The sequence below is a fragment of the Marinobacter salinexigens genome (assembly GCF_008370345.1).
GTDB lineage: Bacteria > Pseudomonadota > Gammaproteobacteria > Pseudomonadales > Oleiphilaceae > Marinobacter > Marinobacter salinexigens.
Map to the genome: position 1 here is coordinate 546,990 of NZ_VTUU01000001.1, position 19,243 is coordinate 566,232.

The 19,243-nt window shown below is 59.3% G+C and carries 19 protein-coding genes; 14 read left to right on the forward strand and 5 right to left on the reverse strand.

Annotation, left to right across the window (positions count from 1 at the left end; translation table 11 throughout):
• The first annotated feature begins 250 nt into the window (after nt 1-250).
• The 13 genes from urtA (at nt 251) to FWJ25_RS02630 (ending at nt 11,985) form a co-directional block, all read left to right on the forward strand.
• Nucleotides 251-1,549, forward strand: coding sequence for an urea ABC transporter substrate-binding protein (gene urtA, locus FWJ25_RS02570; RefSeq protein ID WP_149598673.1), 1,299 nt, complete (start codon nt 251-253; stop codon nt 1,547-1,549).
• Between the two features lie 80 nt (nt 1,550-1,629).
• On the forward strand, nt 1,630-3,234 hold the full coding sequence (urtB, locus tag FWJ25_RS02575; protein WP_149598674.1) for an urea ABC transporter permease subunit UrtB: 1,605 nt from the start codon (nt 1,630-1,632) through the stop codon (nt 3,232-3,234).
• Nucleotides 3,235-3,237: 3 nt separating this feature from the next.
• On the forward strand, nt 3,238-4,359 hold the full coding sequence (gene urtC / locus FWJ25_RS02580) for an urea ABC transporter permease subunit UrtC (RefSeq protein WP_149598675.1): 1,122 nt from the start codon (nt 3,238-3,240) through the stop codon (nt 4,357-4,359).
• Entirely contained in the window at nt 4,356-5,180 is an 825-nt protein-coding gene (gene urtD / locus FWJ25_RS02585) for an urea ABC transporter ATP-binding protein UrtD (RefSeq protein WP_149598676.1), read from the forward strand. Before urtC ends, urtD begins: the two co-directional genes overlap by 4 nt.
• A gap of 17 nt (nt 5,181-5,197) precedes the next feature.
• Nucleotides 5,198-5,896, forward strand: a complete 699-nt coding sequence (gene urtE / locus FWJ25_RS02590; protein WP_149599054.1) for an urea ABC transporter ATP-binding subunit UrtE — start codon at nt 5,198-5,200, stop codon at nt 5,894-5,896.
• Entirely contained in the window at nt 5,893-6,786 is an 894-nt protein-coding gene (locus FWJ25_RS02595; RefSeq protein WP_149598677.1) for an urease accessory protein UreD, read from the forward strand. Before urtE ends, FWJ25_RS02595 begins: the two co-directional genes overlap by 4 nt.
• 25 nt (nt 6,787-6,811) lie before the next feature.
• Entirely contained in the window at nt 6,812-7,114 is a 303-nt protein-coding gene (gene ureA / locus FWJ25_RS02600; RefSeq protein ID WP_149598678.1) for an urease subunit gamma, read from the forward strand.
• Nucleotides 7,115-7,124: 10 nt separating this feature from the next.
• The gene (locus tag FWJ25_RS02605; RefSeq protein ID WP_036129940.1) at nt 7,125-7,436 is read left to right on the forward strand and encodes an urease subunit beta; all 312 of its coding nucleotides are present in this window, start codon (nt 7,125-7,127) and stop codon (nt 7,434-7,436) included.
• A gap of 155 nt (nt 7,437-7,591) precedes the next feature.
• Nucleotides 7,592-9,295 carry an urease subunit alpha gene (gene ureC / locus FWJ25_RS02610; protein WP_149598679.1) on the forward strand — a complete coding sequence of 568 codons (1,704 nt, stop codon included), beginning with the start codon at nt 7,592-7,594 and terminating at the stop codon, nt 9,293-9,295.
• A 21-nt stretch (nt 9,296-9,316) separates the two neighbouring features.
• Complete coding sequence (gene ureE / locus FWJ25_RS02615) at nt 9,317-9,877, forward strand: urease accessory protein UreE (RefSeq protein WP_149598680.1); 561 nt, start codon at nt 9,317-9,319, stop codon at nt 9,875-9,877.
• Nucleotides 9,849-10,562 carry an urease accessory protein UreF gene (locus tag FWJ25_RS02620; RefSeq protein ID WP_149598681.1) on the forward strand — a complete coding sequence of 238 codons (714 nt, stop codon included), beginning with the start codon at nt 9,849-9,851 and terminating at the stop codon, nt 10,560-10,562. The genes ureE and FWJ25_RS02620 overlap by 29 nt, the downstream gene beginning before the upstream one ends.
• A 164-nt stretch (nt 10,563-10,726) precedes the next feature.
• Nucleotides 10,727-11,365 carry an urease accessory protein UreG gene (ureG, locus tag FWJ25_RS02625; RefSeq protein ID WP_149598682.1) on the forward strand — a complete coding sequence of 213 codons (639 nt, stop codon included), beginning with the start codon at nt 10,727-10,729 and terminating at the stop codon, nt 11,363-11,365.
• A gap of 44 nt (nt 11,366-11,409) precedes the next feature.
• A complete protein-coding gene (locus tag FWJ25_RS02630; protein WP_149598683.1) occupies nt 11,410-11,985 on the forward strand; it encodes a HupE/UreJ family protein in 576 nt (191 codons plus the stop codon).
• A 396-nt stretch (nt 11,986-12,381) separates the two neighbouring features.
• On the opposite strand, the gene FWJ25_RS02635 is transcribed toward FWJ25_RS02630, so the two are convergent.
• Genes FWJ25_RS02635 through FWJ25_RS02655 form a run of 5 tightly spaced genes read right to left on the reverse strand, consistent with a single transcriptional unit; the run spans nt 12,382 to nt 18,369 of the window.
• A complete protein-coding gene (locus FWJ25_RS02635) occupies nt 12,382-15,417 on the reverse strand; it encodes an efflux RND transporter permease subunit (RefSeq protein ID WP_011784134.1) in 3,036 nt (1,011 codons plus the stop codon).
• The gene (locus FWJ25_RS02640; protein WP_011784135.1) at nt 15,414-16,466 is read right to left on the reverse strand and encodes an efflux RND transporter periplasmic adaptor subunit; all 1,053 of its coding nucleotides are present in this window, start codon (nt 16,464-16,466) and stop codon (nt 15,414-15,416) included. The genes FWJ25_RS02635 and FWJ25_RS02640 overlap by 4 nt, the downstream gene beginning before the upstream one ends.
• A 37-nt stretch (nt 16,467-16,503) precedes the next feature.
• Nucleotides 16,504-17,406 (reverse strand): alpha/beta fold hydrolase, encoded by a 903-nt coding sequence (locus tag FWJ25_RS02645; protein WP_011784136.1) that lies wholly within the window; start codon nt 17,404-17,406, stop codon nt 16,504-16,506.
• The gene (locus tag FWJ25_RS02650) at nt 17,396-17,887 is read right to left on the reverse strand and encodes a PaaI family thioesterase (RefSeq protein WP_011784137.1); all 492 of its coding nucleotides are present in this window, start codon (nt 17,885-17,887) and stop codon (nt 17,396-17,398) included. Before FWJ25_RS02650 ends, FWJ25_RS02645 begins: the two co-directional genes overlap by 11 nt.
• Nucleotides 17,884-18,369 (reverse strand): PaaI family thioesterase, encoded by a 486-nt coding sequence (locus tag FWJ25_RS02655; protein WP_031209883.1) that lies wholly within the window; start codon nt 18,367-18,369, stop codon nt 17,884-17,886. The genes FWJ25_RS02650 and FWJ25_RS02655 overlap by 4 nt, the downstream gene beginning before the upstream one ends.
• 258 nt (nt 18,370-18,627) lie before the next feature.
• Between FWJ25_RS02655 and FWJ25_RS02660 the strand changes: the two genes are divergently transcribed.
• Entirely contained in the window at nt 18,628-19,242 is a 615-nt protein-coding gene (locus FWJ25_RS02660) for a TetR/AcrR family transcriptional regulator (protein ID WP_011784139.1), read from the forward strand.
• Nucleotide 19,243 lies beyond the last annotated feature (1 nt).

Below are 19,243 nucleotides of genomic sequence, written 5' to 3' on the forward strand. Positions count from 1 at the left end.
ATGGAGGAGTTTGTGGTCTGGCGCTCATTTTTGTGAGTTGCCCCAAAATAGTGCGCCCGCACCAAATAGGTTGCTTTCAAATGGGGCGTAAGCCGGGTTCTGCGGTGTCCAGAGGCCTGATTTTCAGCTTGTATACTAGATAACGGCATGTTTTTTAAAGGATTAAAGGGTAGTTGGAACGACTGATGCACTGGTCGTTGTGCGAATGAATCCCGTAGTACACATCAACGACGAATAGGACTCGCACAAAATGACTATTAAAAAACACGTGAAACTTGGCCTCTCCGCGCTGGCACTCTCAGTCTCCCTGCACACCGTTGCAGCTGAAGATCCCATCAAGGTAGGCATCCTGCACTCCCTCTCCGGCACCATGGCGATCAGTGAATCTACCCTGAAAGACACCATGCTGATGCTGATCGAAAAGCAGAACGAAGAGGGTGGTATCAATGGTCGTATGCTGGAGCCTGTGGTTGTGGATCCGGCCTCCAACTGGCCGCTGTTTGCAGAGAAAGCCCGTGAGCTGCTGGCCAAGGAAAAAGTGGACGTTATCTTCGGTAACTGGACCTCGGTTTCCCGTAAATCTGTACTGCCGGTGGTGGAAGAGCTGAACGGCCTTCTGTTTTACCCGGTTCAGTACGAGGGTGAGGAATCCTCCGAAAACGTTTTCTACACCGGCGCTGCGCCCAACCAGCAGGCGATCCCGGCTGTTGATTACCTGATGAATGACATCGGCGTTGAGCGCTGGGTGCTGGCCGGTACCGACTACGTTTATCCGCGCACCACTAACAAAATCCTTGAAACCTACCTCAAGGACAAGGGCGTGGCCGCAGAAGACATCATGATCAACTACACCCCGTTCGGTCATTCCAACTGGCAGTCCATCGTTTCCGACATCAAGAAGTTCGGCAGCGCAGGCAAGAAAACCGCCGTGGTGTCCACCATCAACGGTGACGCCAACGTACCTTTCTACCGTGAGCTGGGTAACCAGGGCATCGACGCAGCCGACATCCCGGTTGTGGCCTTCTCCGTGGGCGAGCAGGAGCTCTCCGGTATCGATACCGGTCCGCTGGTTGGCCACCTCGCCGCGTGGAACTACTTCATGAGCGTGGACAACGACGCCAACTACGACTTCATCGACGCTTGGGTTGGCTACACCGGTAACGAAGAAGCCGTCACCAACGATCCGATGGAAGCACACTACATCGGCTTCAACATGTACGTGGAAGCGGTCAAGAAGGCCGGTACTACCGACGTGGACGCAGTTAAAGACGCCATCATCGGTGTAAGCGTACCGAACCTGACTGGTGGCTACGCCACCATGATGCCGAATCATCACATCACCAAGCCGGTACTGATTGGCGAAATCCAGGATAACGGCCAGTTCTCCGTGGTCTGGGAAACCGCCTCAACCGTTGCTGGCGATGCCTGGTCTGACTTCCTGCCGGGTTCCAAGGACCTGATCAGTGACTGGCGCAAGCCGCTGTTCTGCGGAAACTTCAATGTGGTTTCCGGCACCTGTGGCGGCAAGTCGGACGTAGCTTCCAACTAAGACCTGCCTGAAGCAGCGGGTGGGGTGAAAGCCCCATCCGCGTTTTGACCAGCAACACATTTTTCAAGGACAGGACAATCATGGGCATCATCCGATCGCTCAGTCAGCTTCTGCTTGTCTGCTGCCTGATCTTGCCAGCCGTCGCGGCGGCACAGGTAGACGATTCAGAAGCCCAACAGCTGCTCACGGCACTGGCGGAGTCGTCTTTCAAGGAAAAGAAAGACGTAGTGAACCGCATTGCCAGTAGCGGCGATGAACGTGCGCGCCCGTGGCTGGAAGCCTATGGCGACAACAAACTCGCCCGTATCGAATCCAGTGGCGAATTTGTCATCGTGCTGAAAAACCGTGGTCGGGACTGGACCGTCGAAAGTGCAATCACGGGTGACAATCTGGGTGAAATTTCCCGCCGGGACATCGACACCATCCGCGTCAACAATGCCCTTCGTAACGAGCTGGAAGGCATTCTTTCCGTCATCGATCTGAAAAGCCCCGATGAGGAAAACCGTTTAACCGCCGCCCGCGCCCTCAAAGGCAGCGTGGACGACACCCTGGCCGAGCGCCTGCCGGAATTTATCGCCGCTGAAGAGAGCGACGCGGTACAGGCTGCGCTGACCGAAGCCCTGGCCATCTATCGGGTGGAAGAGCAGGGCGATGTCTCGGCCGTCGCTACCCTTTCTGGCAGCCTCAACTCAGAAGCTCGCGCGGCTCTGCAACAGGCTCAGAACAGCGACGATCCCGCCCTGGCTGCCGCAGCCGCCAAGGCCATGGAAAGCATCGAACAGAAACTGAAAATGAACCGTGCCGCCGAGACCCTGTATTTTGGTCTCTCCCTCGGTTCGGTACTGGTACTGGCTGCTATTGGCCTGGCCATCACCTTCGGCGTGATGGGCGTGATCAACATGGCCCACGGCGAGCTCATCATGCTGGGTGCCTACACCACCTGGGGCATGCAGCAATTGCTGCCGGGCCAGCCTGGTCTGGCACTGATTCTCTCCATACCGGCCGGTTTCCTGGTGGCGGCGCTGGCGGGTATTGCCATTGAGCGCACCGTGATCCAGCACCTGAAAGGCCGCCCGCTGGAAACCCTGCTGGCCACCTTCGGTGTGAGCCTGATCCTGCAGCAACTGGTACGTACGGTGATCTCCCCGCTTAACCGCACCGTGATCACTCCGGACTGGATGAGCGGCTCAGTCATGATCAACGAAGGCCTCTCGCTCACCCTGAACCGCATGTACGTCATTGGCTTCGCGCTGGTGGTGTTCGCCGGCCTGATGCTGATCATGCGCAAGACCCGGCTCGGCCTGGAAGTGCGCGCCGTTACCCAGAACCGCGCCATGGCCCGCTCCATGGGCATCAAGGCCACCAAGGTGGACATCCTGACCTTCGGCCTGGGTTCCGGCGTGGCCGGTCTGGCCGGTGTGGCCCTTTCCCAGATCACCAACGTGGGCCCGAACCTCGGCCAGAGCTACATCATCGACTCCTTCATGGTGGTGGTGTTCGGCGGCGTGGGTAACCTCTGGGGCACCCTGCTGGCGGGCCTCTCCCTCGGCACCATCAACCAGCTTCTGGAACCCTGGGCGGGTGCCGTGCTGGCGAAGATCCTGGTGCTGGTTTTGATCATCCTGTTCATTCAAAAGCGGCCAAGAGGGCTTTTCCCTCAAAAAGGCCGGGCTGCGGAGGGCTGAGTTATGTGGTTAACAAGACCTTTGCAGGAACGTTCCACCCAAATCTTCCTGGGCGTGCTCTTCGGCGCCCTGGTGATCGTCAGCGCGCTGCACCTGTTCATGCCTCAGGACAGTGCCCTGTATGTCAGCTCCTACACCGTCACCCTGCTGGGTAAATACCTGTGCTACGCGCTGCTGGCGGTGGCGGTGGATCTGGTCTGGGGCTACCTCGGTATCCTCAGCCTGGGCCACGGTGCCTTCTTCGCCCTCGGCGGTTACGCCATGGGCATGTACCTGATGCGCCAGATCGGTGATCGCGGCGTCTACGGCGATCCTGTTCTGCCGGACTTCATGGTGTTCCTGAACTGGCAGGAACTGCCCTGGTACTGGGCCGGCTTCGACATGGCGTGGTTCGCCTTCATCATGGTGCTGCTGGCACCGGGCATCCTGGCGCTGGTGTTTGGCTTCCTGGCCTTCCGTTCCCGGGTGACCGGCGTGTACCTCTCCATCATCACCCAGGCGCTCACGTTCGCCTTGATGCTGGCCTTCTTCCGCAACGAGATGGGCTTTGGCGGCAACAACGGCCTGACCGACTTCAAGGACATCCTTGGCTTCGACCTGCGCACCGACGCCACCCGCCTTGGCCTGTTCCTGGCCACCGGCATCGCGCTGGCGATCGGCTACGTGATCTGCCGTGGCATCGTCACCAGCAAGCTGGGCCGCGTGAGTGTGGCCTGCCGGGATGCCGAAGCGCGAACCCGCTTCATCGGCTACCGGGTTGAGCGTGTGCAACTGTTCGTGTTCGTGGTGTCCGCCATGCTGGCGGGTGTGGCCGGTGCGTTGTATGTGCCCCAGGTGGGCATCATTAACCCCAGCGAATTCTCGCCGCTGTTCTCCATCGAAGTGGTGGTATGGGTGGCCCTGGGCGGTCGCGCAACTCTCTACGGTGCCGTCATCGGCGCGCTGCTGGTGAACTACGCCAAGACCGTGTTCACCGGCATCATGCCGGACGCCTGGCTGTTCGCCCTCGGCGGCCTGTTCGTGCTGGTCACCGTGTTCCTGCCCAAGGGCATTGCCGGCCTGATGTCCCGTCGTAGCAAGAAGGACGATACCGACACCCCGTCAGCGCAGGAGGCCACCGCATGAGCATTTTCCAGGAACTCACCAACCGGGATCAGGTATTCGAATTCCTCGCGCCGGTACAGTCCCCGGTGGACGTTCGCCACGGCCCGATCCTGTACATGGAAGACGTGAGCGTGAGCTTTGACGGCTTTAAGGCCATCAACAACCTCAACCTCACCATCGACGACGGCGAACTGCGCTGCATCATCGGCCCCAACGGGGCCGGTAAAACCACCATGATGGACATCATCACCGGCAAGACCCGCCCGGACACCGGTTCGGTGTGGTTCGGCAGCCGCCACAACCTGCTCACCATGAACGAGCCGGACATCGCCACTCTCGGCATCGGCCGCAAGTTCCAGAAGCCGACCGTGTTCGAAGCGTTAACGGTGTTTGAAAACCTCGAACTGGCGATGGCCACCGACAAACGCATCTTCCCGACGCTGACCGCCACCATGAAACCGGAATACCGGGAGCGCATCGAGGAAGTGCTGGAAATGATCGGCCTCAAAGACCTGCGCAACGCCCCGGCGGGGATCCTCTCTCACGGCCAGAAACAGTGGCTGGAGATCGGCATGCTGCTGATGCAGAAACCCCGTCTGCTGCTGGTGGACGAACCCGTGGCCGGCATGACCGAACAGGAAATGGAACGCACCGCCGAACTGCTCACCAGCCTCGCCGGCAAACAGTCGGTGGTGGTGGTGGAGCACGACATGGGCTTCGTGCGCTCCATCGCCCGCAAGGTCACCGTACTGCATCAAGGCAGCGTGCTGGCCGAAGGCTCCATGGATGAGGTCTCCAACGACCCGGAAGTGGTCAAGGTGTATCTCGGGGAGGAAGCCTGATGTCTCGCGAAAACCTGATGGTAAAAATCGACAAACTGAACCAGTACTACGGCGAAAGCCACACCCTGTGGGACCTGGAGCTGGACGTACCCCAGGGCCAGTGCACCTGCGTGATGGGCCGAAACGGGGTGGGCAAGACCACCCTGATGAAATGCATCATGGGCGAGGAATGCGTCAAAAACGGCTCCATCGAATTCGCCGGTGACGTGGAACTCACCAAAAAGAAGATCGAAGACCGCTCCCGCCTGGGCATCGGCTACGTGCCCCAGGGCCGGCAGATATTCCCGCTACTGACCGTGGAAGAAAACCTGCGCACCGGCCTGGCCGTGCGCGCCGACGGCAGCAAGAAAATCCCCGAGCGGATCTATGAGCTGTTCCCGGTGCTCAAGGAAATGAAAAACCGCCGCGGCGGCGACCTCTCCGGCGGCCAGCAACAACAGCTGGCCATCGGCCGGGCCCTGGTGATCGAACCGCGCCTGCTGATCCTCGACGAACCGGGCGAGGGCATCCAGCCCAACATCGTCGCCCAGATCGGCGAGGTCATCCGCAAGCTGATCGAAGAAGACGGCCTGACCGTTCTGCTGGTGGAACAGAAACTCCCGTTCGCCCGCAAATACGCCGACCGCTTCGCCATCCTCGACCGGGGCCGCCGCGTCGCCGAAGGCGAAATCGCCGGGCTGACCGACGAACTCATCAAACAGCACCTGACCGTATGACCGCCTACCAGCCGATCAACACCCACACCTCCGGCCACCGCTTCGACAAAGAACGACGCTGGGCTGCCGCGCTTTCCCTCGGGTTTGAATCCCGAAACGAGGGCGCGGCTGCACCCATCACCCGCCTGGTACGCCGACACCACGTCGGCCCCCTGCGGGTACAGCGCCCGTTCTACCCGGAAGGCAAAACCGGCTGCTGCCACGTATACCTGCTGCACCCACCGGGCGGACTGGTGAGCGGCGACGAACTGCGCATCGAAGCCACCGTTGCTGAAGGCGGCCACGCCCTGTTGACCACCCCGGCAGCCGCCAAACTCTACAAAGCCGACAGCCACGGCGTCGCCTGGGGCCAGCACACACACTTGAAGGTCGCGAAAAACGCCACCCTCGAATACCTGCCCCAGGAAACCATCGCCTTTGACGGCTCCCGGGGCGAACAGACCACCACCATCGAACTCGAAACCGGCGCCAAAACCCTGGGTTGGGAAGTCCTCGCCCTTGGCCGCCCGGCAAGCGACTTACCGTTCGCCACCGGCGAACTGGAACAACGCTTCCGCCTCAGCCTCGATGGCAAACCGTTATGGCTTGAACGCCAACTGCTCGACCCCAAACACCGCCGCTTCACCGGCCATTGGGGACAGGGCGGCGCGACCGTACAGGCGACATTATGGGCCGTCGGCCTGGACGAAGCCGCCGCCATCGAAGCACTCAGAGAACAACTACCGGAACACAACCGCTGGGCCGTCACCCGGCGCCGTGGCGTATTGCTACTGCGCTACCTGGGCACCGAACGCAACGAAGCCTGGGCCCTGTGCGAACAGGCCTGGCACATCCTGCGCCCCATGCTCACCGGCCTGCAGGCCCACACACCCAGAATCTGGCTTACCTGAAGCATATAAAGAAACGGAGTCATCCATGGAACTCACACCCAGAGACAAAGACAAGCTCATGCTGTTCACCGCAGCACTGCTGGCGGAGCGCCGCAAAGCCAAGGGCCTCAAACTCAACTACCCGGAAGCCGTCGCCCTCATCAGCGCCGAAATCATGGAAGGCGCCCGCGAAGGCCGCTCCGTAGCCGAACTCATGAGCTCCGGCACCGAAATCCTCACCCGTGAAGACGTCATGGACGGCGTAGCCGACATGGTCCACGAAGTGCAGGTGGAAGCGACTTTTCCAGACGGGACAAAACTAGTCACCGTCCACAACCCCATCGTGTAAGGAGCCTGACATGATCCCCGGTGAATACATGATCCAGGACGGCGACATCGAACTCTGCGCCGGCCGCGAACGCATCACACTGGACGTCTCCAACACCGGCGACCGCCCGGTACAGATCGGCTCCCACTACCACTTCGCCGAGGCGAACCCCGCGCTCGAATTCGACCGTGCCAAAGCCAAAGGCTTCCGCCTTGACGTAGCCGCCGGCACCGCCATCCGCTTCGAACCCGGCCAGACGAGATCCGTCACCCTGATCCCGTTCGCCGGAACAAGAGAAATCTACGGCTTCCGCGGCGACGTCATGGGCAAACTGGACAACTAACACGGAGTAGGAGGAGCGAGTGAGATTGGGTTTCCAAAACTGTGCGAAGCCATGGATGGCGAAGCTCAAGCGCCACATGGATGTGCCGCCAGGAGCGGGTTTTGGAAACCCAATCTCACTTGCTCTAACTCCCAAGTTAAGAATAGAGGGATAGCATGAAAATCAGCAGACAAGCGTACGCCGACATGTACGGCCCCACCGTAGGTGACCGCGTGCGCCTCGGCGACACCGAACTGTGGATCGAAGTCGAAAAAGACGTTACCCACTACGGCGATGAAGTAAAATTCGGCGGCGGCAAAGTCATCCGTGACGGCATGGGCCAGAGCCAGCGTTGTGACGACACCGTCATGGACACCGTCATCACCAACGCCCTCATCCTCGACTGGTGGGGCATCATCAAAGCCGACATCGGCATCCAGAAAGGCCGCATCGCCGCCATCGGCAAAGCCGGCAACCCGGACACCCAGCCGGACGTCGAAATCGTCATCGGCCCAGGCACCGAAATCATCGCCGGCGAAGGCAAAATCCTCACCGCCGGCGGCATCGACCCCCACATCCACTTCATCTGCCCCCAACAGGTAGAAGAAGCCCTGATGAGCGGCGTCACTACCATGCTCGGCGGCGGCACCGGCCCGGCCACCGGCACCAACGCCACCACCTGCACACCGGGCGCGTGGCACATGGGCAAAATGCTCCAGGCGGTGGACACCCTGCCCATGAACATCGGCTTCCTCGGCAAAGGCAACGCCAGCCTCCCCGAAGCCCTTGAAGTGCAAATCAAAGCTGGCGCCATCGGCCTCAAACTGCACGAAGACTGGGGCACCACCCCGGCCAGCATCGACAACTGCCTCACCGTGGCAGATCAGTACGACATACAGGTGGCCATCCACACCGACACCCTGAACGAATCCGGCTTCGTGGAAGATACACTGGCCGCCTTCAAAGGCCGCTGCATCCACACCTTCCACACCGAAGGGGCAGGGGGCGGCCACGCACCGGACATCATCACCGCGTGCTCCAAAGACTACGTACTGCCGTCCTCCACCAACCCGACACGGCCCTACACCGTGAACACCATCGACGAACACCTCGACATGCTGATGGTGTGCCACCACCTGGACCCGAACATCCCCGAAGACGTCGCCTTCGCCGACTCCCGCATCCGCCGGGAGACCATCGCAGCGGAAGACATCCTGCACGACATGGGCGTGATCTCCATGATCTCCTCCGACTCACAGGCCATGGGCCGCGTCGGCGAAGTGATCTGCCGCACCTGGCAAACCGCCCACAAAATGAAAGTGCAGCGCGGCCTGCTGCCGGAAGACGAAGAACGGGGTGCCGACAACTTCCGAGCCAAGCGCTACATCGCCAAGTACACCATCAACTCCGCCATCACCCATGGCATCGCCCATGACGTCGGCTCGGTGGAAGTGGGCAAACTGGCCGACCTGGTGCTGTGGAGCCCGGCCTTCTTCGGCGTAAAACCTGCCTGCATCCTCAAAGGCGGCATGATCGCAGCGGCCCCGATGGGCGACCCCAACGCCTCCATCCCCACACCGCAGCCCGTGCACTACCGCCCCATGTTCGGTGCCTTCGGCAAAGCCGCCAGTGCCACTCGCCTGACCTTCGTCAGCCAGGCCGCACTGGACGCCAACATCGGCGAAGAACTCGGCCTCGACAGCCCACTCTCCGCCTGTAAAGGCGTGCGGGAAGTGCGCAAGAGCGACATGAAACTGAACGACGCGTGCCCACACCTCACCGTGGACCCGCAAACCTACGAAGTACACGCAGACGGCGAGCTGCTCACCTGTGAGCCCGCCACCGAACTGCCCCTGGCTCAGCGTTACCACTTGTTTTGAGCCGGGAACCGGAGAACGACCATGTTAGAACTGACAAAACGACTCAACGAACAGGAAGCCGCTGAAATCGACAGCAGCGAAATCCTCGATAACCTCATCCTGCCCTACGAACTGCGCATCCGCGGCCGCCTCCGCGCGACCACCGAAACCAACGTAGACGTAGGCCTCTTCCTCGACCGTGGCCCGGTACTGCGGGACGGTGACCTGCTGCAAGCCAAGACTGGCGAAATCGTCCGCATCCGCGCCGCCGAAGAACAGGTAGTGACCGCCCGCATCGAAAACGGCCAGCCCCTGGCGCGCCTGTGCTATCACCTGGGCAACCGCCACGTCACCCTCGCCATCGGCATGGACGACAAAGGTGCCTACGTGCGTATCACCCCGGACCACGTACTCGAAGAACTGGCGGAACGCCTGGGGGCCACCCTGGTACACCACACCGCCCCCTTCGACCCCGAACCCGGCGCCTACACCCAGGCCGGGTACTCCCACGGACATGGCCACAGCCATAGCCACGGAGAAAGCCACGACCACTCACACGACCACGGGCATAGCCATGGCCACAGCCACACGCACACCCACTGAGGCGGCCACCGACAACGTTGCCGACCTGGCCCTGCTGGGCCTGATGCAACTGGTGAGCCCCGCACTGCCCATCGGCGCGTTTGCCTGGTCCCAGGGACTGGAAAGCGCGTTCGAACTGGGCTGGGTGAACAACGAAGCCGAACTGGCCGAGTGGATCGAAGGCGTACTGGAAGACGGTCTCAGCCGCTGCGAACTGCCATTACTGGCACGCCTGCAACAGGCCTGGGCCGAAAGCGACGCTGACACCATCGCCGAGTGGAACAACTGGCTCCATGCCACACGGGAAACCGCAGAACTGAGCGACGAAGACACCCGCCTCGGCGGTGCCCTGGTCACTTTACTGCGCAACCTCGACCTGCTGCCGGAAAGCGGACTGATCCCGGACGAGCCCGGTTACATCACCATGTTCGCCTGGGCCGCCCATAAACGGATCGTACCCGTTCGGCAAACACTACTCGGCTTCGCCTGGGCCTGGCTGGAAAACCAACTCGCGGTGGCCTGCAAGGCTTTGCCATTAGGCCACACCGCCGCGCAACGCATCACCGAACAACTCCGCCCGAAACTGGTGGAATCGGTTGATGTTGCGCTGGCAAGAGACGAACACGAACTCGGGCCCATCCTGCCGGGACTGGCGCTCGGAAGTGCGTTACACGAAACACAGTATTCGAGGCTTTTCAGAAGTTAAAAGCCGCTCCAATGACCGGGGAGGCGAGCAGCAAGTGCGGTTTGAAAATGTGCGGAGCCATGGATGGCGGAGCTCAAGCGCACATGGATGTGCTTGTAGCGGTTTTCAAACCGCACTTGCTGCTCGCCGACCGCCACGGAGTAAAAATTTTGAGGAGAAATGATATGAAACATTGTTTGAGAGTCGGAGTAGGCGGCCCCGTAGGGTCCGGTAAAACTGCATTGCTGCGCCAGCTGTGCAAAGCCCTGCGAGACCACTACAACATCGCCGTCGTCACCAACGACATCTACACAAGAGAAGATGCCGACTTCCTCCTGCGCCACGAAGCCCTCGACGCAGACCGAATCCTCGGCGTAGAAACCGGCGGCTGCCCGCATACAGCAATACGCGAGGATGCCTCCATGAACCTCGCCGCCATCGACGACCTCCAGAGCCGCCACCCGGACCTGGAACTGGTGCTTGTAGAGTCCGGCGGTGACAACCTCTCGGCTACCTTCAGCCCGGAACTGAGCGACCTCACCCTCTACGTGATCGACGTCTCCGCCGGCGACAAAATCCCCCGCAAAGGCGGCCCCGGCATCACCAAATCCGATTTGCTGATCATCAACAAAATCGACATCGCCGAACAGGTACACGCCTCCCTCGACATCATGGAGCGGGACAGCAAAAAAATGCGCGGCGAACGCCCGTTCGTCTTCACCAACCTGTACGACGGCGTAGGGCTGGACACCATCATCAGCTTCATCCTCGAACGCGGCATGCTGCCAGAAAGACGGCCGGAAAAACTGGCCGAGCCAGCCTGAGCCAACCGAATCAAAAACGACTTGAGAGCCACCAGGAGACAACCATGAAACTCACAGCCAAACTCCTAACCGCCGCAGCCCTGCTGACCGCCTCCGCCACCGCCATGGCCCACCCCGGCCACACCGAAGGCGGCTTCACCAGCGGCCTGCTGCACCCCATGCTCGGCCTGGACCACCTGCTGGCCATGGCCGCCATCGGCTTCTGGAGCGTACGCCAGAGCAACACCATGAAAAACGCCACCCCCGCCTTCGTAATCGGCGGCATGATCCTCGGCGCCATTCTCGCCTGGGGCGGCCTGAGCCTGCCGGGTGTTGAAACCGGTATCACCTTCTCCGTACTGGTGGCCGGCATCCTGATTGCCACCCTGGCGAAACTGCCGACGGCTGTGGGCGGCACCCTTGTCGGTGCGTTCATGCTGTTCCACGGTTTTGCCCATGGTGCAGAAATGCCGGCTGGTGCAACCCTGGCGGCCTACCTTGCAGGCTTCTCCATTGCCACCCTTGCCATCACCCTGGTTGGGCGCGGACTGGGTGGCCTGATGATGAAGGCGGACAGCAAGTTCAGCCGTGGTGTTGGTGGTGTGCTGGCGGTTGCTGGAGCGTATCTCGCCGCTGCTTGATCGCACCGATACAAGCGAACACCCATGAAAGCCGCCCGGGAAACCGGGCGGCTTTTTCTATATCTGGTTTACAGATTTTTACTCTCACGGGGTGGTCAGCTTCCTGAAAGTTAGGTTAGTGTGTAGTGATAAGAAACGGATTGAACCGCTGTTAAGGATAACGGATGGGCGCTGGCCAGCTACTCTCAACTCTCCCGAACTCTATTCCATATACCGCCTGGTATTTTGTACCGCTGTTTACCCTTGCACTGCTTTTCGAACGCCTCGTCTTTGATGGCGCGTGTTTCCGCTTTGTCCATGCCGAGAAAAAGAAGTTGCTATCTAGGTAACCCCTGAATCTCCCGGTTCTGGCTTCGTCGGCTATGTAAGGATTACTTCGGAGCTCAAACACCTGGCTCACTTTTCCTTTAACCGAAACCAGAGTGCGTAAAGCGCCGGAACAAACAGTAGGGTGATCAGAGTGCCGACTGCTACGCCCCCTATAAGTACATAAGCGAGCGGCCCCCAGAACAGGTCAAAGGTCAGAGGTACAAACGCCAGAACGGCCGCCAGGGCAGTGAGTACCACGGGGCGAGCGCGTTGGACGGCTGCCTCGACCACGGCTTCCCGAGCAGCCATCCCAGTTGTGAAGTTGTCCTGCACCTGCTGCGTCAGAATCATGGTGTTTCGCATCAGGATACCGCCCAGGCCAATGAGCCCCAACAACGCGGTAAAGCCAAAAGGTTGATTAAACAACAGCAAAGCCAGCACAGCGCCAATGAGTCCCAATGGCGCGGTGGCCAGAACGGTCAAGGTGCCGATAAATGAACGCATCTGAAGCATGATGAAAATCAGCATCAACGCCAACATCACCGGTTGTAAAGTCTGAATGGAGGCGTTGGCTTTGGCGGATTGCTCCACCGTACCGCCAATTTCAATACGATAACCGTCCGGTAACCGTTCACGCAGGCCTGCCATCGTACTCCAGATCTCTTTGGTGACATCCGGTGGCTGGGCGCCTTCCACATCCGCCTGAACGGCCAGGAAGGGGGCGCGGTTGTAACGCTTTATAACCGGTTCCTCATAACGAACCTGCCACTGCCCCAGTTGTTTTACGGAGAGTTTGCGGCCGTCGCGGGTTTTGATTTCAAGATCTTCGGGCATCATGATTTCACCGCGGGCATTACGCGCCACCAGTTGAACGCTCCTTATGCCCTGGCGTAACTCGGTAACGGCCACGCCGCGAAGCTGGAACTGGAGTTGCCGTGCAACCTCTGCCGGGGTCAGGCCCATCCAGCCCAGGTTTTCCGGGTCCAACTCAAGATAGAGCGTGGGCACACGCTCATCCCATTCGAGGTGCGGCATGACGATGTTCGGATGCCCGGTCATGAGAGTCCGAATCTGGTGCGCGATCTCTCTGAGTTGATCGGGTTCCGGACCCAACACTCGAAAACTGACCGGCCAGGCCACCGGCGGGCCGTACAGCAAACGCGTTACACGCACTCTCGCCTCAGGAAACTCACCCGCCGCGATTTTGGCCTCCAGCGTCGAGATGATGTGATCGCGCCCTTCAACGTCCTGCCCGATGGCAATCAACTTGGCAAACGCCGGGTCCGGCTGCTCGGGGTTTGCCGATACGAAGAATCTGGGTGCACCGGCACCGATGTAAGCGGACAGGCTTTTAACCTCCGGCATGTCCATCAATATCGCTTCGAGGCGTCTGACGCTTTGATCCGTGGTGGCAATAGCGCTCCCCTGCGGAGCATAGACACTGATCAGAACCTCGGGGCGATCAGAACTGGGAAAAAACTGCTTCTGTACCTGGGCTGCCATACCGAAAGCACTGAGAGCCAGTAAACCCACTGTGAGAAAAACGACGGTTTTCCGGTACCTTACACACGCTGCAATCACCCCACGCAACCGCTGATAAAAAGCGCTTTGATAAAGGTCCTGGCCAGTATGCCCGATGTAATCGGGCAATAGCTTGACGCCCAGATAAGGCGTAAAGGTGACCGCCACCCCCCAGGAAATCAGCAACGCAAAAGCCAGCACCCAGAAGATGTTACCGGTGTATTCCCCGACACCCGACTGAGCAAAGCCGATGGGGACAAAACCGGCCACTGTTACTAGCGTTCCAGACAGCATGGGCGCGGCTGTGACGCTCCAGGCATGACTGGCTGCCCGTACCCGGTCCCAGCCACTCTCCATCTTCACAATCATCATTTCAATGGCGATGATCGCATCGTCCACTAACAGGCCCAGTGCGATAATCAACGCGCCCAGGGTGATGCGGTCCAGGTTAATGCCCGCTATTTTCATCAATAAAAAGGTCAGCCCGAGAGTAACGGGAATCGCAATGCCCACCACTAAACCCGCACGCAGGCCGATCGCCAGAATACTGACGCCCATTACGACGACCAATGCCACCAGAAACTTGACCTGAAAAAGATCAACGGCCTGAGTGATGGCCTCAGCCTGGTTGGTCAGGGTCTGTATTGACATCCCCAGGGGCAGCCTGGCCTGTTCAGTGCTGACAAACTTACTGAGCCGTTCACCAAACTCCAGGCCATTTTCGCCCGCCTCCATGACGACGCCCAGGAGGATCGCATCCTCACCGCTGGAACGGACGATGTAGTTCAACGGATCTTCATAGCCCAAACGCACCTCGGCCAGATCAGACACGGTGATAACTTGGTCTCCGATACGCAGAGGTACTGAGGCGAGGCGCTCAAGGTCAGACAGGTCAATGTTGCTGCGGACATAAACCCGCGGGCCGGCAAGATCAACAAAGCCCAGAGGCTCAAGGCGATTGTTGGCCTCTATCGCCTGCAACACTTCTTCTGCCGACAAGCCGAGATTGTTGAGCCGGTCCTGATCAAACTCGAGATACACCCGCTCAGGACGCTCGGCCAGGATCTGTGCCTTTTGCAAGCCGGGTAGCCGTTGCAGGCGATCTCGTATCGCTTCTGCCTCGCGGGTCAGTTCACGCATTGGCATTCCCGGTGCTGTGAGGGCCATCAGGGAGAAATACACGTCTGAGAAATCATCGTTAACGATGGGGCCGATGACACCACGGGGGAGATTGGGGCTTTCATCGGACATGCGCTTGCGAACTTGATAGAAGAGATCGGGCATTTTTTCACTAGGCGTATAATCCTGGAACCGGATAAGCATGGTGGCCTGTCCGGGCCGAATGGTGGTTTCAACAGTGTCGAAATACGCCACTTCCTGTATTCGTTTTTCCAGGCGGTCCACCACCTGATTCCGTAGCACCTCAGGGGTTGCTCCTGGCCAAACCACAGAAACCACCATTGCCCGGACAGTGAACGCAGGGTCTTCCGCCCGACCAAGGGATGAGAACGCGTAGAAGCCCGCAACAACGGACATCAAAAGAAAAAAGAGGGTGACCGAACGCTCGCGCACTGCCAGTGCGGAAAGATTAGGCAGGCTCATTGAGCCAGCTCCCGCACCGCCATGCCAGGCGTGAGCAGGTGTGTCCCTAATGCGACGATCGGCGTAGTCGCGTTGATGTTGGCCCGGATCTGCGCATACTCCTCACCCAAATCGATAACCTCGACCGCAAGGGGGGTCACCATGCCGTCGGAGACCAACCAGACCTGCGGCGTTTCTCCTCTCTCATCAAGGGCACCCAGCGGTACACGATGGCTGGCCGTGGTTTGTTTCTGCATCAGCCGGACACTCACCACTGAACCAAGCGTTAAAGACGAAGGGTAGGGCCCCTCCAGGCTGTATCGGGCACGCCAGCTCCGGCTTCTGGCGTCGGCAGCCCCGGCAATCTCTCTCAGATTCACCGCAAGCTGTTCGCCATTGGGTAAAGGAACATAACCTTGCCGGGGCGGGTTGCTGCCCTGAGGTAAAAAGACCTCGACTTCCAGGGATTGATCTTCAGCCAGAACGGCAAGGGTTTGACCGACACCCACAACCTGGCCGGGCTCAACGATGACCTCGGTGATCACGCCTGCATTGGCGGCTTTTAGTTCCGCATATCCCAGAGCATTCTGAGCCTGCTGATTTCGTGCAGAAGCCGTTTCCACCTGGCTGCGTGCTTCACGCTCCGCCAGTTCAAGGCGTTGCAGGGTTTGTTCGCTGACAAACTGACGTCCTACCAGTTCCTGCTGTCGCTGGAGCTCATTAGTGGCAATGGCCAGGGCCGCTTCTGCACGCCTCAGATCTGCGGCGGCCCCCTCCGCGGTTGCGATAAGGTCTCGTGAATCGAGTTTGAACAGTAAGTCGCCTTTTTCCACGCGCTGACCGGGATCGATGAAACGTTGTTGAATCCGGCCGGCGATCTGAAAGGCCTGGGGAACTTCGTGGCGGCCTCGCAGGGTTCCTGAAAACCTCTGAGATGTTGGACCTGCCTCCTTCAATTCCACTGTTTTTACCCAGGGAACAGGGGGGCGGGCCTCTGGAGGCGTTTCCGCGGACTGCTGACAACCTGACAGAATGAGCAGCGAGATAAACAGGGTCAGCAGAAAGCGCATGGCAGATGTCTCGATCGGCAAGATTAAGGTGTGGATATCAGTTCTCGCGGCATCCAGATAAAGCTAGTTGCAGGATAGCATCGCGAACGATGTCCTTCTGCTCCATAGGCAGAAAATGGGTCGTGCCCTCAAGAACCCTGACGTCAGCCGAAGGCAGCAGGGCCTTCAGGCGTTTTTGTGCCTTTGGTGAGAAGGTTGACCCGCGTTCCGCGGCCAGTGCTATAACCGGGCACCGCAACTGACGAATACCGGGCCAGGGGTTGTGTTCGGTATGGGCAAAGGTGGTGCTCTCCCATTCGGGCGCACACGCCAATTGAACTTGGTCACCCTGCGGCACGAAGGCGTGTTGGACGTAGGCGTTCAGCCATGCTTCGGGCCAGGTCTTGAAGCCACCGCGGCCACGATAGTTGTCCAGCGCAGCAGCGTGCGAATCAAATACCCTGCGCCGACGTGCCGCTCCGGCGGCCAGCGACAACCGATGTGACTGACGCAGCAGCTTGGCCAGCCCCAACTTCAGGCCCTGCACCGGATCCATGATCACCGGTTCCGCCAGAATCAGACCCAGCACTTTGTCAGGCCGCCGGGCAGCGGCCATGATGCTGGTGGTGGCACCGATGGAATGGCCGGCAAGCCAGACCGGTTCGTCCAGGCATTCCAGCAGAGCGATCAGGTCGCGATAATAGGTTTCCCAGCCCCGGAATGTCGACAGGTTGGCTGCACCAACGCTGGCCCCGTGTCCTCGCATGTCCCAGGCCAGGACATTGACGTCCGTGGCGAGCTCGTCAAGCAGTGGATGGTACAGGCGGCCATGGAAACCCGTGGCATGGGCCCAGTGCAGTGTGGGTCGCGCTTTGGATTGCGGCCAGCGCCACAGTGCGATATCGGCGCCATCCGTCGCCCGGAATTCGTCGCGTTCAGGTGTGTTGTGCTTAATGTCCATGACGGTCTTCTTGTTGGGCGGCCATTGTCGGGAGCAATAACTGAACCTGACCAGTGGCGATCGGTTTTTTATCATCGCCTTGCCAGCAGGTCACCTGGACCAGGCTGGTGCGCCTGCCTTGCCGAATAATGTCGGCCCTGGCGAACGTCGATCGGGCCTTCGCGGAGCGGAGGTAATTGATGTGGCTGTCGAGAATGCGCGGGCAACGTGTCTCTGCATCCTGGCTTTGCGCAGCCACCCGCGCGGTGAGTTCGATCAGGGCTCCAAGCACGCCGCCATGGAGGGCTGGTAGCATGAAGTTGCCAATCAGCGCTTCACGACACGGCAAATGAACCAATACGCCTACATCACCGCGCTGAACCTCAAGCCCGAGGTGCTGTGCATAGGGAATGCGCTCCAGAAGAGCCTGCCAGTCAGCACATTCTTTCGCACTTTCCGCAGTGCCTGAGATTTGTGGGGCCGAATCGCCAGTCGTGCTCATGCGCTCTCCTTTCCTGGTCCACCTGCATGCAATTGCTGTCCCTGGGTGTTACGCATGAAGGTGGCGTTTGCCGTCGCTAGTAACTCGCGATTTCCCTCGCTAAGGATGTCACAATGAATAAACGCGACATCGTCCGATAAATGACGACAGGTGGCCACCGCTGACAGGGCCCGGTCGCCGATGGCAGGCCGCAAATAATCCATGCGCAGATCCAGAGTGGCAATGGGCATCAACTCCAGGGCACCCGCGAATACCGCCAAGCCTCCGGCGGAGTCTGCCAGCGAGTAAAGTACGCTGGTGCAGATTTCTTTTGTATCCTTATGGGCGAACATCCATGACTGCGGGGTTAGCCGCATACAGACCTGGCCCTGGTCTACCGAGACAACTTGCATGCCCAGATCCCTGCCGTGAGGAACCTGTTCGGTGAACTGCCACGCCGTCGTCACAGCGTCACTGTGCTGAAGTTTGTTCAGATCGTTCATCAGATCCGCCCAGTCTGACATGCATTTCGCGCAGGGGCGGAAGTGTAGAGGACCAGTGGATTGTCATAGGTCATTGCCATGGCGTTCTCTTGTGAGTAGCATTGTTTCCAAAGTTTGGTTGGTCAACCAACCAAAAGTCAACACTTTGTTAATCCAAATGGCACGGCACCGGTGTAATGGCGTGCGATCAGTGAAACGAATCGAATGATGGCTGCTCTGATGATTAATAAACGGGATTGCTCAGGAGATGGTTAAGCCATGGTTGACAGACAGATTACCCCTGCAAGCAAATTAGGCGATCAGGGTAACGTTTTGTCTAACGCCGCCCGGCTCTTTCGAGAGAAAGGTTTTGAAAGGACGTCTCTAAAGGAGATTGCCGAAGCCTGCAATATGCTGCCCGGAAGTCTGTATTATCGTTACAGCAGCAAGGAAGCGCTGCTCGTTGAGCTGATGCGTCGGGGAGTAGACCTGGTTACAACAGAGGTTGAAACCGCGTACGCCAGCTCGGACGATCCCGTGGAACGATTGCGTCTTTGTATCAACGCACATTTGCACGCCCTGCTGGTTGATTCGGATACGGTTTACGTACTTTTGTTTGAGTGGCGTTCACTGAGCGCGGAGGCCCGCGGGGACATCATCGCTTTGCGTGACCAGTATGAATCCCTTTGGGCCGAGATCATCGAAACGATGATTGAGCAAGGCGTGATTCGGAAGGATGTCAATGCTCGCCTGCTTCGCCTAATCGGCCTCGGGGCGCTCAACTGGGTCGCAACCTGGTTTGATCCGAAAGGTGTCTATACACTCGACGGCATTGGTGATTTTGTCTGGAACGTCATCATGGATGGTGTAATCAGGAAAAGTGTACGAACATAGG

What these genes read in the sequence shown, in the direction of transcription:
- urtA (WP_149598673.1), top strand. Translation starts at nt 251, where the DNA reads ATGACTATTAAAAAACACGTGAAACTTGGCCTCTCCGCGCTGGCACTC.
- urtB (WP_149598674.1), top strand. Translation starts at nt 1,630, where the DNA reads ATGGGCATCATCCGATCGCTCAGTCAGCTTCTGCTTGTCTGCTGCCTG.
- urtC (WP_149598675.1), top strand. Translation starts at nt 3,238, where the DNA reads ATGTGGTTAACAAGACCTTTGCAGGAACGTTCCACCCAAATCTTCCTG.
- urtD (WP_149598676.1), top strand. Translation starts at nt 4,356, where the DNA reads ATGAGCATTTTCCAGGAACTCACCAACCGGGATCAGGTATTCGAATTC.
- urtE (WP_149599054.1), top strand. Translation starts at nt 5,198, where the DNA reads ATGGTAAAAATCGACAAACTGAACCAGTACTACGGCGAAAGCCACACC.
- FWJ25_RS02595 (WP_149598677.1), top strand. Translation starts at nt 5,893, where the DNA reads ATGACCGCCTACCAGCCGATCAACACCCACACCTCCGGCCACCGCTTC.
- ureA (WP_149598678.1), top strand. Translation starts at nt 6,812, where the DNA reads ATGGAACTCACACCCAGAGACAAAGACAAGCTCATGCTGTTCACCGCA.
- FWJ25_RS02605 (WP_036129940.1), top strand. Translation starts at nt 7,125, where the DNA reads ATGATCCCCGGTGAATACATGATCCAGGACGGCGACATCGAACTCTGC.
- ureC (WP_149598679.1), top strand. Translation starts at nt 7,592, where the DNA reads ATGAAAATCAGCAGACAAGCGTACGCCGACATGTACGGCCCCACCGTA.
- ureE (WP_149598680.1), top strand. Translation starts at nt 9,317, where the DNA reads ATGTTAGAACTGACAAAACGACTCAACGAACAGGAAGCCGCTGAAATC.
- FWJ25_RS02620 (WP_149598681.1), top strand. Translation starts at nt 9,849, where the DNA reads ATGGCCACAGCCACACGCACACCCACTGAGGCGGCCACCGACAACGTT.
- ureG (WP_149598682.1), top strand. Translation starts at nt 10,727, where the DNA reads ATGAAACATTGTTTGAGAGTCGGAGTAGGCGGCCCCGTAGGGTCCGGT.
- FWJ25_RS02630 (WP_149598683.1), top strand. Translation starts at nt 11,410, where the DNA reads ATGAAACTCACAGCCAAACTCCTAACCGCCGCAGCCCTGCTGACCGCC.
- FWJ25_RS02635 (WP_011784134.1), bottom strand. Translation starts at nt 15,417, where the DNA reads ATGAGCCTGCCTAATCTTTCCGCACTGGCAGTGCGCGAGCGTTCGGTC.
- FWJ25_RS02640 (WP_011784135.1), bottom strand. Translation starts at nt 16,466, where the DNA reads ATGCGCTTTCTGCTGACCCTGTTTATCTCGCTGCTCATTCTGTCAGGT.
- FWJ25_RS02645 (WP_011784136.1), bottom strand. Translation starts at nt 17,406, where the DNA reads ATGGACATTAAGCACAACACACCTGAACGCGACGAATTCCGGGCGACG.
- FWJ25_RS02650 (WP_011784137.1), bottom strand. Translation starts at nt 17,887, where the DNA reads ATGAGCACGACTGGCGATTCGGCCCCACAAATCTCAGGCACTGCGGAA.
- FWJ25_RS02655 (WP_031209883.1), bottom strand. Translation starts at nt 18,369, where the DNA reads ATGAACGATCTGAACAAACTTCAGCACAGTGACGCTGTGACGACGGCG.
- FWJ25_RS02660 (WP_011784139.1), top strand. Translation starts at nt 18,628, where the DNA reads ATGGTTGACAGACAGATTACCCCTGCAAGCAAATTAGGCGATCAGGGT.